The 11955-nt window shown below is 65.6% G+C and carries 10 protein-coding genes; 4 read left to right on the top strand and 6 right to left on the bottom strand.

Annotation, left to right across the window (positions count from 1 at the left end; genetic code table 11):
- Nucleotides 1-8: 8 nt before the first annotated feature.
- From JI59_RS01595 to plsY, 5 genes are all read right to left on the bottom strand, one after another.
- Entirely contained in the window at nucleotides 9-1484 is a 1476-nt protein-coding gene (locus JI59_RS01595; RefSeq protein WP_007014847.1) for an MFS transporter, read from the bottom strand.
- 93 nt (nucleotides 1485-1577) lie between these two features.
- The gene (locus JI59_RS01590) at nucleotides 1578-1757 is read right to left on the bottom strand and encodes a hypothetical protein (RefSeq protein ID WP_007014846.1); all 180 of its coding nucleotides are present in this window, start codon (nucleotides 1755-1757) and stop codon (nucleotides 1578-1580) included.
- On the bottom strand, nucleotides 1754-4333 hold the full coding sequence (topA, locus tag JI59_RS01585; RefSeq protein WP_007014845.1) for a type I DNA topoisomerase: 2580 nt from the start codon (nucleotides 4331-4333) through the stop codon (nucleotides 1754-1756). The genes JI59_RS01590 and topA overlap by 4 nt, the downstream gene beginning before the upstream one ends.
- Before the next feature lie 148 nt (nucleotides 4334-4481).
- Nucleotides 4482-5597, bottom strand: a complete 1116-nt coding sequence (gene dprA / locus JI59_RS01580) for a DNA-processing protein DprA (RefSeq protein ID WP_007014844.1) — start codon at nucleotides 5595-5597, stop codon at nucleotides 4482-4484.
- Nucleotides 5598-5610: 13 nt separating this feature from the next.
- Nucleotides 5611-6198 carry a glycerol-3-phosphate 1-O-acyltransferase PlsY gene (plsY, locus tag JI59_RS01575; protein WP_007014843.1) on the bottom strand — a complete coding sequence of 196 codons (588 nt, stop codon included), beginning with the start codon at nucleotides 6196-6198 and terminating at the stop codon, nucleotides 5611-5613.
- A 94-nt stretch (nucleotides 6199-6292) separates the two neighbouring features.
- Between plsY and murI the strand changes: the two genes are divergently transcribed.
- The 4 genes from murI to JI59_RS01555 all read left to right on the top strand — a co-directional run bounded on the left by murI (nucleotide 6293) and on the right by JI59_RS01555 (nucleotide 10561).
- Nucleotides 6293-7138, top strand: coding sequence for a glutamate racemase (gene murI / locus JI59_RS01570; RefSeq protein ID WP_007014842.1), 846 nt, complete (start codon nucleotides 6293-6295; stop codon nucleotides 7136-7138).
- Nucleotides 7135-7947 (top strand): MBL fold metallo-hydrolase, encoded by an 813-nt coding sequence (locus JI59_RS01565; RefSeq protein WP_007014841.1) that lies wholly within the window; start codon nucleotides 7135-7137, stop codon nucleotides 7945-7947. Before murI ends, JI59_RS01565 begins: the two co-directional genes overlap by 4 nt.
- 102 nt (nucleotides 7948-8049) lie before the next feature.
- Nucleotides 8050-9264 (top strand): 5-aminolevulinate synthase, encoded by a 1215-nt coding sequence (hemA, locus tag JI59_RS01560; RefSeq protein ID WP_007014840.1) that lies wholly within the window; start codon nucleotides 8050-8052, stop codon nucleotides 9262-9264.
- 196 nt (nucleotides 9265-9460) lie between these two features.
- Complete coding sequence (locus tag JI59_RS01555) at nucleotides 9461-10561, top strand: NADH:flavin oxidoreductase/NADH oxidase (RefSeq protein WP_038575364.1); 1101 nt, start codon at nucleotides 9461-9463, stop codon at nucleotides 10559-10561.
- An 85-nt stretch (nucleotides 10562-10646) separates the two neighbouring features.
- On the opposite strand, the gene JI59_RS01550 is transcribed toward JI59_RS01555, so the two are convergent.
- Nucleotides 10647-11873, bottom strand: coding sequence for a type III PLP-dependent enzyme (locus JI59_RS01550; protein WP_007014837.1), 1227 nt, complete (start codon nucleotides 11871-11873; stop codon nucleotides 10647-10649).
- Between the last annotated feature and the right edge of the window lie 82 nt (nucleotides 11874-11955).

The raw sequence follows: 11955 nt of genomic DNA, 5'->3' as shown, positions 1-11955 counted from the left end.
CTTCCAATTCAGCTGACCGCGCTGCGCGGGTTCTCGGCGACCCGCCAGCGCGTCAGGCTTCCCAGCCCCGCCAGCAACGCTAGCCCGGCCGCAAACAGCATGGGAATCGGCCCCAACCCGGCTCCGAAAGAGAGGAACAGGCCGATCGAGGCGGCGCCAAGGGTCTGGCCGAAGAGCCTGCCCGTCGCCAACAGGCCGCCAGCCGCCGCAGTACGCTCGCGCGGGGCATTGCCGACGACCATGCGTGCATTGGGCGAAAAGAACAGGCCGAAACCCAGACCGCACAGGACGAGGCGCCAGGCGATCTCCACGGCCCCCGCATGGACTGGAAGAAAGGCCAGCAGGAAAAGTCCGATGGCGGCGATCACCATGCCGGTCAGCCCGAGGATCGATGGCGAGACGCGGTCCGAGAGCCATCCCGCCGTGGGCGAGACGACCAGCATCGTCAGAGGCAGCGGCAGGATCAGCAGCCCCACTTCGGTGGGACTGAAGCCCATTCCCTGCTCGAGCTGGAACGGCAGCGCGACCACGAGCCCTGCCGTGCCGATGAAACCGGCCATCGCCGCCAGGATCGAGATTCCGATTGCCGGGCGCGAAAGCAGGTCGACCGGGAAGACCGGACTGGTCCGCGACCGCTCGCTGCGCGCCAGCAAGACCGCCGATATCAGGCCGCCAATCGCAACCGCGATGCCTGCAGCGACCCAGCCGCCATGGACCGCCAGTTCGATGCCACCGACCAGCATGGCGAAAGTTCCCGCGCTCCACAGGCCCGCGCGCCAGTTGAAGGGGACTTCCCCGCGAACAGGGTCGGGAAGAAAACGTCCGATCAGAAACGAGACCAGCGCAAAAGGAACAGCGGCAACGAAGATCAGCCGCCAATCCGCCCGCGCAACGATCAGGCCCCCAAGGACAGGTGCGACGGCATTGGCCGATGCCACGATCACCGAATTGATGCCCAGCCCGCTTCCCAACCCGGTCTTCGGGTAGATCTCCCGGATCATGGCCGCCGACACGCTCATCGCCATGCCGGCACCCAGCGCCTGCCCGACGCGCACGAGCAAGAGGGCCGGAAGTGAATGGGCGAACAGCGTGAGTGCCGAGGCCGCCATGAAGATGACCTGCCCGATCTGATAGACGCGGCGCAGTCCCAGCCGTTCGCCCAGATTGGAAAACGGCAGCAGGGCCATGACCATGACAAGCTGGTACAAGGTGACGACATTGACGACCGCACCGTCCTGCACCTTGAGGTCGCGCGCGATCGTCGGCAGGGCGACGTTGGCAATCGTGCCATCCAGCACGAAAAGCGCCGTACCGAACGAAATGGCAATGATCGCCCAGATCCGCCGCGGCATCGCAAGGCCATCGTCCTCGTGCCGTTCGCCGAAGGGTTCATCGCCCCCTCCAGCCTTCGATTCGCTGGAGAAAGCGAGGTCGCTGGCGGTCGACTTCCCTTCCGGAGATATAGTGTTTCGCAACTGCAGCATGTCAGGAAAACGTCTAGGCCGCCCGATGTCTCCCGACAAACGCCATAATTTTCCACCAGGTTGCGCGAAACGCAACCTGGTGACTGCGAGCCTCTAGCGCAGCTTGGCTATCGTCATGCCGTGCTGTCGGGCAGCATCCTTGGTCGATTCCTCGGTGCGGTTGAGCGCCTTGGCGATCTCCTTGAGACCTTTGCCCTTGCCCGCGAGCATTTGCAGTTTCTGCAGCTCCTCGGGCTTCCAGGGCTGCTTGTGCTTGGCGATCTTCTGGCTCATTCGGCGGCTTCCGCTTCGGCGGCCTTCTTTTTGGGCGCAGCCTTCCTGGTCGCGGCTTTCTTGGCCGGTGCCTTCTTCGCGGCGGCCTTCTTGGCAGGAGCCTTCTTGGCACCCTTCTTCTTCGCCGGCCCCTTGGCGGCCTTGGCATCGATCAGGGCGATCGCCTGCTCGGCGGTCAGCTCCTCAGGCTTCTGGTCGCGCGGGAGAGTGGCGTTGGTCGTGCCGTCGGTGACGTAGGGGCCGTAGCGTCCCGCGAGGACCTTGATCTCGCCCTCGCTCGTCGGGTGCTTGCCCAGCACCTTGATCGGCTCCGCCTTGGCGCGCTGGCCGCGTCCGCCGCCTTGCGCGGCCTCGGCCAGGATCGAAACAGCCGCATTCATGCCCGTCTCGAAAACGTCGGCAGTGGAGCGCAGCTTGCCGTACTTGCCGTCGTGCAGCAGGTAAGGCCCGTAACGCCCTATATTCGCGACGATTTCCTTGCCAGTCTCGGGGTGCTTGCCGACTTCGCGCGGCAGGCTGAGCAGCTTGAGCGCCCAGTCCAGCGTCAGCTCGTCGATGTCCTTGGGAATCGAGGCGCGCTTGGCTTCCTTGCCCTCACCCAGCTGGATGTAGGGACCGAAGCGACCGACCCGGCGGGTGATCTCTTCGCCGGTTTCCGGGTGCTTGCCCAGTTCCTCGTCATCGGCCGTCTCGCCATTGCCGCCGGGCTGCGCGAACTTGCGGGTGAACTTGCACTCCGGATAGTTCGAACAGGCGACGAAGGCGCCATAACGACCGCCACGCAGCGCCAGCCGGCCATCGGCGCACTTGGGGCAGGCGCGCGGATCCGAACCGTCGTCCTTGGGCGGGAACAGGTAGTCGGAAAGGAACTCGTCGAGCACCTCGGTCACTTCCGAGGGCTTGCGCTCCATCACCTCGTCGGACTTCGGCTTGAAATCGCGCCAGAAGGCCTCGAGCAGCTCCTTCCAGGCATGGCGACCGCCCGAAACGTCGTCGAGTTCCTCTTCCATGCCCGCAGTAAAGTCGTAGGCCACGTAGCGTTCGAAGAAGCGCTCGAGAAATGCGGTGAGAAGTCGCCCCGATTCCTCTGCGAAGAAACGGTTTTTCTCGGTGCGGACGTAGTTGCGGTCCTTCAGGACCTGGATCGTCGCGGCGTAAGTCGAAGGGCGGCCGATGCCCAGTTCCTCGAGCCGCTTGACGAGGCTGGCCTCGGAGAAGCGCGGCGGCGGCTGGGTGAAGTGCTGCTCGGCGGTCACGTCCTTCTTCGCGGGCGCGTCGCCGCTGCGCATCATCGGCAGCAGGCCGGATTCCTCGTCGTCCTCCTTCTGGTCGCGTCCTTCCTCGTAGACCGCAAGGAAGCCGGGGAACTTCACGACCTGGCCGGTGGCGCGCAGTTCGTTGCGGCCGGTGCCGTCGCGCAGCGTAATCGTCGTGCGCTCAAGGGCGGCAGAGGCCATCTGGCTGGCCATCGCGCGCTTGAAGATCAGGTCGTAGAGGCGCGCCTCGTCGCCCGAACCGAAACGGTCGCGGGTAAACTCGGTGGGACGGATCGCCTCGTGGGCTTCCTGCGCGTTCTTCGCCTTGGTCTCGTAGTGACGCGGCTTCTCGGGCAAGTAGTGCCCATCGTAGCGGTCCGAAATCGCCTTGCGGCACGCGGAAATGGCCGAAGGGTCCATCTGCACGCCGTCGGTACGCATGTAGGTGATCGCGCCCGCCTCATAGAGGGACTGCGCCACGCGCATCGTCTGGCTGGCCGAAAAGCCGAGCTTGCGCGAGGCTTCCTGCTGCAGGGTCGAGGTCGTGAACGGGGGCTGCGGATTGCGGCGATGCGGCTTGGTCTCGACATTCTCGACCTTGAACGCACCCTGCTCCACGGCGGCCTTCGCGCGCATCGCGATGCCTTCGTCGCCCAGGCTCAGGCGATCGAGCTTCTGCCCCTCGAACGCGACCAGCTTGGCGGTGAAAGGCGTGCCATCCTGCTCCATGAGCGCGGCGACCGACCAGTATTCCTGCGGCCTGAACGCCTCGATCTCACGCTCCCGGTCGACGATCAGGCGCAGCGCCACGGACTGCACGCGGCCCGCGGACTTGGCGCCCGGCAGCTTGCGCCAGAGGACCGGCGAAAGCGTGAAGCCGAACAGGTAATCGAGCGCGCGGCGGGCAAGATAAGCGTCGATCAGGTCCTGATCGAGCTCGCGCGGGGCCTGCATCGCCTTGGTCACCGTGTCCTTGGTGATGGCATTGAAGGTCACGCGCTGCACGTCCTTGGGCAGCGCGCGGCGCTTCTTGAGCAGTTCCAGCACGTGCCACGAAATCGCCTCGCCTTCGCGATCAGGGTCAGTCGCGAGGATCAGTCGGTCGGAAACCTTCGCGGCATCGGTGATAGCGCGAACCTGCTTCTGCTTGTCGCCGTAGAGCTCCCAATCCATCTCGAAGCCCTCGTCCGGGCGGACCGAGCCATCCTTGGGCGGAAGATCGCGGACGTGGCCATAACTCGCCAGGACCTTGAAGTCCTTGCCCAGGTACTTTTCGATGGTTTTCGCCTTGGCCGGCGATTCGACGATGACAAGCTGCATTTCAGACTTTCGATAAGCGCTACGCGCGTGCGCATGTACGCACACATATACACACGTACAAGTTGGGTCGGGCTTTGAGCGCCCGTCAAGAGGGCATCGACCATGCACCGGACAATGCCGGTCGAGCTGCGAATCAAGAGGGAAACCATCACGCCCGGCTGACCCGGCCTCCGGCATGGCGCACGAGCGCACCGGCGATCTCCCGTTCCAGCAGCGCAAGCTGCACGGCCGCCGGACTGGCGCCGGACTGGCGGATCAGCTCGTCGACGGGCACCGGGGCCGTGGTGAGCAAGTCGGCAAGCGGCGCGGGTTCCGCCTCGGAAATATCCTCGCAGGCGCCCCAGCCCGGCATGGCTTCGCGAAACGTCGAGCGCGCCGATCCATCGAAACCGCTGAGCAGCTCGATCACGTCCTCGGCACGCTGGACGAGGATAGCGCCGTCGCGGATGAGCTGGTTGCAGCCGTGCGAACGCGGGTCGAGCGGCGAGCCGGGGATCGCCATGACTTCGCGGCCCATCTCTCCGGCCAGCCGCGCCGTGATCAGCGAACCGGAACGCGGAGCGGCCTCTACCACCAGGGTTCCTGAACTCAGGCCGGCGATGATCCGGTTGCGGGACGGGAAGTGCCGCGCCAGCGGCTCCGTGCCCGGCGGTTGCTCGGCGATCAGCAGGCCGTCCAGTGCAATCCGTTCCTGCAGCTCTGCGTGTTCCGGCGGATAGGTTACGTCGATGCCGCTGGCGATCACCCCCACGGTCGCGCCGCCGGCGCCAAGCGCGCCGTGATGGGCGGCGCCGTCGATGCCGCGGGCAAGGCCCGAGACGACCGTCATGCCCGCGTCCGCCAGTTCTCCGGCCAGCATCCGGGCAAGCCTGACTGCCGCTGCGGAGGCGTTGCGCGCGCCGACGAGCGCAACACACGGCGCTGCCAGACATGCAAGATCGCCCCTGACGATCAGGATTGGCGGCGGCGCCTCGCTTGCGGCGAGCAGCGCAGGATACTCGGGCGCATCGTGGAAGAGATAGCGCGCCCCTGCCCGGCGCACTGCCTTCGCCTCATCGAGTGCAACCTGCTCGGGCGCCGGTCGATAGCGCTTGCCGGAGCGCCCCGCGATTTCGGGCAGCGCATCGACGGCCCGGCGCGCATCGCCGAAGCGCGCAAGCAGCTGCGCGTAAGTGACCGGACCGACATTGGGGGAGCGCAGCAGACGGATGCGCGCGAGCGCTTCGTCCCTGTCGATCGCGGCGAGCGCCTGCCCGCCACTCACGCGCAGGCCTCCGTCAGGACTTCTTGCTGCCGCCCACCCTGGGTTCGGTTCCGGCGCGAAGCCGCGCGATGTTCTCGCGGTGCTGGAACAGCACGATCGCAGCGATGACGGCGAGGACGAGCGCGGCGTCCTGGTGCCCCAGCGCCAGGGCCACCAGCGGAGCGACCACGGCCGCCGTCATGCCCGCGACAGAAGAAATCTTCACGGTCAGGAGCAGGCCGATCCAGGTCAAGGCATAAGCAAGGCCCACCGGCCAGGCGAGGCCGAAGGCAATGCCCGCCGTCGTCGCCACGCCCTTGCCGCCGCGAAACTTCAGCCAGACCGGAAAACAGTGCCCCAGAAAAGCGCCGAGTGCAGCCAGCCAGACCGATGCCGGCCACAGCGCCGCGGCGATCAGCACTGCGGCAAGGCCCTTGAGCAGGTCCAGCAGGAGGGTGGCCGCAGCCAGCCCCTTGCGTCCGGTGCGCAGCACATTGGTTGCGCCGATGTTGCCCGAACCGATCGAGCGCAAGTCGCCCGCACCGGCAATCCGGGTGATGATGAGGCCAAAGGGTACGGAGCCGAGCGCGTAGCCCAGTGCCAAAGCGAATATCCACTGCATGCGCCTCCCTTAGCGGTTTGCTCTGGAATGGCGAAGCCTAGTTGCTCTTTCGTCATGGCAGCGGTTAACAGGTCGCAAGGTTCAGGGAAAAACGATGTCCTCCGATAGTTCCACCACCGGGCAGACCGCAGGCGACCGGGCCAGCAACGACCCGTCGGCTCCGATTCTCCTGTTCGACTCGGGGGTTGGTGGCCTCACGGTGCTGGAGGAAGTGCGCAAGCTCCAGCCCGCCATGCCGGTGATCTACGCGGCGGACACGGCCGGCCTGCCTTATGGCACCAAGAGCGAGGCGCAAGTCGCCGCCCGCGTCGCCGGATTGCTCGGCCGCATGACGGAGCGCTTCAAGCCCCGACTCGTGTGCATCGCCTGCAACACCGCCTCGACGATCGCCCTGGGCATGGTTCGCGACGTGCTTGAGGTTCCGATCGTGGGCACCGTTCCGGCAATCAAGCCGGCTGCGGCCATGACGCGCAGCGGCGTGATCGGCCTGCTGGGCACCGAAGCGACGATCCGGCAGGCCTACGTCGACCGGCTCGAGCACGAATTCGCCGCCGACAAGATCCTGCTGCGCCATGGCGCTCCGGGTCTCGTCGAGGCAGCCGAAGCGAAGTTGCGCGGCGAGCCGGTGGACACGAGAATCATCCGGGAGGCCTGCGAGGCCCTGCGATCAAGGCCCGATGGCGAGCGGATCGACACCGTCGTTCTCGCCTGCACGCACTTCCCGCTGCTCAGGACCGAACTGGCCGAAGTCTTCGGTCCGGACGTGCGCTTCGTGCACGGCGCCGCAGGTATCGCGCGCCAGATCGCGCGCCTGACTGACGGGCAGGCATGCACTCGCCAGGTACCCGACCGGGCGCTTTTCACCGGGCCGGAAGGCACGCTGGGCGCATATCGGGAAGCGCTGGCGAACTATGGGCTGATCGAGGGCGGTAAATTTTGACTCCGAGACTGAACCTGCTTCTTCTCGCCCTGATCCTGATCATCGGTGTCCCCTACTACTGGTTCCAGCTCGATGCCGACCGCGACGGCGCGAAGCCGAAGCCGCTTTCGATCGCGCAGCTGCGCTCTCTTGCCGAAAGCATTCCCGGTCAGAAGCCGACAGGCGTGAACTACGAGCAGCTCGGCTTTCGGTTCATCCTGAGCAACAAGCTGGCCGCCGGCACCGGCCTGCGCCCTGCCCGCTCGGCGCTGCGGGCCTATGAACTGATCGTACCGGGAGAAGGCCCGATCACCATCGATTGCGGCACGACATCCGCCGCGGCCGAACGGTACAATGTGCGCAATTACGACCGCATGGCCGAACGCCGGATCAACAGGGCGGCGCAAAAGGCCAGCCTTTCGCTGCTACTGGTCGATCACCCCCTGCACAACGGCGACGGCGGTTTCGGGTCTCCGCGTGCCCGCACCATGCCCGCAACAAACTCGGACGCACCGCATGCCGTCGCGCCGGGCGTCGTGGTAATCCCGCTTCCCGGCCTCACCGTGGGTTCGAACATGGTCTACACCCGCCTGGAAGACGGACGCGAATTCCTCTTCACCGGCGATGCCGCGATGATCGACAGCAGCTGGCAGGACGTGCTGCCGCCCGCGCGCATCGTCACCAATTACCTGCGCCCGCGGGAACGCACGGAAATCGTCTCCTGGTTGATGACGATCAATGCCCTGGCCAGTGACGCTCCCCATATGACCGTCATCACGGGTCATGAGCCTGGTACCCTGACCTCGGTAAAGCGCGGTTTCACCGATTAGGGAGCAAAGGACAACTGACTGGTCATGGGCCGTAGTATAATGTAAACGCCCGCCGTCTAGAGGGTAGAAGGCCCCGCAGAGGTAACGCAGGACAAAGCCTACGTGAACTACGAGCACATTTTCGACCAGGCCATCGAACGCCTGCACTCCGAAGGCCGCTACCGTGTCTTCATCGACATCCTGCGCAACAAGGGGGCCTACCCCAATGCGCGGTGCTTCGCCGGTCACAACGGCCCGAAGCCGATCACGGTCTGGTGCTCGAACGACTACCTCGCCATGGGCCAGCACCCCAAGGTCATCGAAGCCATGGAAGAGGCGCTGCACGATGTCGGCGCCGGCTCGGGCGGAACCCGCAATATCGGCGGCAACACGCACTATCACATCGAGCTCGAGAGCGAGCTGGCCGACCTGCACGGAAAGCAGGGCGCGCTGCTGTTCACCTCGGGCTACGTCTCGAACGACGCCACGCTCTCGACGCTGGCCAAGCTGCTTCCGGGCTGCATCATCTTCTCGGACGAGCTCAACCACGCCAGCATGATCGCAGGGATCCGCAATTCCGGCTGCGAGAAGAAAGTCTTCCGTCACAACGACCTCGAGCACCTCGAGGAACTGCTGGCCGAAACCGATCCCGCAATTCCCAAGCTGATCGCATTCGAGTCGGTCTACTCGATGGACGGCGACGTCGCGCCGATCCATGCGATCTGCGACCTTGCCGACAAGTACAACGCCCTCACCTACATCGACGAGGTTCATGCGGTCGGCATGTACGGCCCACGCGGCGGCGGCATTACCGACCGCGACGAGGCAGCCCACCGGATCGACATCATCGAGGGCACGCTGGGCAAGGCGTTCGGCGTCATGGGCGGCTACATCGCGGCCGACACCAAGATCATCGACTGCATCCGCTCCTATGCCCCGGGTTTCATCTTCACCACCTCTCTCTCGCCGGTCCTCGTTGCGGGCGTGCTGGCTTCGGTGAAGCACCTAAAGAGCTCGAGCGAGGAACGCGAAGGCCAACAGCGTTCGGCCGGCATGCTCAAGCAGATGTTCCGCGACGCCGGCCTGCCGGTGATGGACTCGACCACGCACATCGTCCCGCTGATGGTGGGCGATCCGGTCAAGGCCAAGAAGATCAGCGACATCCTGCTTGCCGAGTACGGCGCATACGTTCAGCCGATCAACTTCCCGACAGTGCCGCGCGGCACCGAGCGACTGCGCTTCACCCCGGGTCCTGCCCATACCGAGGCCATGATGCGCGACCTGACCAACGCGCTGGTCGAGATCTGGGAGCGCATGGAGATGAAGCTGGCCGCCTGATTTTCAGGCATGGCCAGGCTCACTTTGGCGCCTGCAACAATTTCTACTCCTCAGGGCTCCCCGCTCAGGCGGCGGAGCCCTTTTTTGCGGCCCGGCCAATCCCCAAGTTCTGCCCGTCGCGGCTGCGCGCCCGTCCCCCGCGAGGCGCATCATCCCCTCCCTCCCCCCCGGCGGCGACACGATCATGAGGAATGACATGACAAAGCTTTTCGAGCCGATTCAGGTCGGCAATCTCACCCTCGCCAACCGCATCGTCATCGCGCCGATGTGCCAGTACTCCGCCGAGGACGGGCGGATGACCGACTGGCACACCGTTCACCTTGGCACGCTTGCCCAGTCAGGCGCAGGCATCCTGACCATCGAGGCCGCAGCGGTCACGCCCGAGGGACGCATCTCCTATGCCGACGTCGGCCTTTGGGACGATCAGACTGAAGCGGCCATGGGCAAGGTTCTTGAGAGTGTGCGACGCTGGTCGGACATGCCGATCGCGCTCCAGCTTGCCCATGCCGGCCGCAAGGCCAGCACGGCGCGCCCCTGGGATGGCGGCGCACAACTCGCGCCGGGCGAAGAGAACGGCTGGCAGACCCTCTCCGCTTCTGCGGTGCCGTTCCAGCCGCATGAATATCCGCCCGAAGCGCTCGACGAAGCCGGTCTTGCCCGCATCCGCGATGCCTTTGCCGATTCCGCGCGCCGCGCAGCGCGCCTGGGCATCGATGCCATTCAGATCCACGCCGCGCATGGCTACTTGCTCCACCAGTTCCTTTCGCCGCTCTCCAACCATCGCGACGACGATTACGGCGGCAGCCTGGAAAACCGGATGCGCTTCCCCCTCGAAATCTACGACGCCGTGCGCGCGGCGTTCCCGGCCGATAAGCCCGTGACCGTGCGCGTGTCGGGCACCGACTGGGTCGACGGCGGCTGGGATGCCGAGCAGACCGCCGCCTTCGCCCGCGCACTGGAAGCGCGCGGCTGCGCCGCCATCCACGTCTCCAGCGGCGGCCTCCATCCCGAACAGAAGATCCCGGTCGGCCCCAACTACCAGGTCCCGCTGGCACGAAAGGTCAAGGAAGCGGTTTCGATACCGGTCATCGCCGTCGGCCTGATCACCGAGCCGGAACAAGCCGAGGCCATTGTCGCCACAGGTGACGCCGACATGATCGCGATCGCCCGCACGATCCTCTACGATCCGCGCTGGCCCTGGCACGCTGCCGCAAAGCTGGGCGCGCAGGTCACGGCCGCGCCGCAGTACCTGCGCTGCCAGCCGCGTACCTACAAGGACCTGTTCGAACAGGACTGACCGACCCCAGCAAGGCCTGAAACGAGAAAGCCCACCGCAGCATCGCTGCGGTGGGCTTTTCAAATTCCGGTCTGTGCCGTGCCGGTCAGCGCAGCGAGACGACGTTGTCCGAAACGCGCGGATCCTTGCGGCCGGTGTACAGGCTCGCCATCGGCTCGTCCGATACGGTCACGACATCGCCCTGGCCGAAACCATTGAAGGCAGTGCGCATGGCGGCGCCGTAAGCGCCGAGCATGCCCACCTCGATCCAGTCACCCGCCTTGATTTCCGCCGGCAGCATGAAGGGGCCCTCCATGAAGTCGGCATCGTCGCAGGTCGGGCCGTAGAACGAGAATTCCTGCATTTCGGCAACGTCGATGGCCGCATTGTCGTTGCTGCCACCGCGCGGAAGGTGCCGCACCGGGAAGCGCCAGGCGACGTGCGCCGCATCGTAGAGAGCGCCATAGGCACCATCGTTGATGTAAAGTTCATCGCCGCGACGCTTCTCGACCTTGACGATCAGCGAGTTGTACTCGGCCGACAGCGCCCGGCCCGGCTCGCACCAGAGCTCAGCGTTGTAGGCAATCGGCAGCGCCTCGAAGTGGCGGTGGATGATCGCGAAGTAGTCCTCGAGCGGCGGCGGCTCCATGCCCGGATAGCTCGACGGGAACCCACCGCCGACATCGATCATGTCGATGACGACGCCGGCATCGGCAATCGCGGCACGCGCGCGCTCCAGCGCCTGGACATAAGCGAAAGGCGTCATGGCCTGCGAACCCACGTGGAAGCAGACGCCGAGCCAGTCGGCGACCTGGCGGGTCGCCTGCAGCAGCGGCGCGGCATCGGCCAAGTCGATGCCGAACTTCGAGGCCAGGCTCAGCTCCGAATATTCGGACGAGACGCGAAGGCGCACGCAGAGGCGCAGGTCTGCGGCGAGATTGCCTTCATCGTCGGCAGTCGCGGCGAGGATCTTTTCCAGTTCCTCCTGCGTATCGAGGCTGAAAGTGCGCACGCCATGGACGCGATAGGCCTCGCGAATGGCGCTCGCGGTCTTGACCGGGTGCATGAAGCACAGCGTTGCCGTGGGCAGGACGCCGCGAACCATGCGCACCTCGGCAATCGAGGCAACATCGTAATGCGTGATGCCGTTGTCCCACAGGATCTGGACGAGATCCGGGGACGGGTTCGCCTTCACCGCATAGAGCGACTTGCCCGGAAACTTCGTTGCAAAGAAGCGGGCAGCGCGCGCAGCAGCGTGCGGGCGGTTCAGGATAACGGGTTCGTCAGGCGCGAGGGCGCGAACTACAGCCGGTGCGTCAGGATGTTCGAGCAACTCAAGGGACCCCCAATCGGTGTGTTAGCGTCAAAGCTGCCTTGCGGTTTGGAAGTCCCCATGGGGCAGCGAGGGGCGGGAT

It is taken from the genome of Novosphingobium pentaromativorans US6-1, assembly GCF_000767465.1.
Classification (GTDB): Bacteria; Pseudomonadota; Alphaproteobacteria; order Sphingomonadales; family Sphingomonadaceae; genus Novosphingobium; species Novosphingobium pentaromativorans.
Note: the sequence above shows the minus strand (reverse complement) of the source record. Positions and strands in the feature narration are given on the sequence as shown.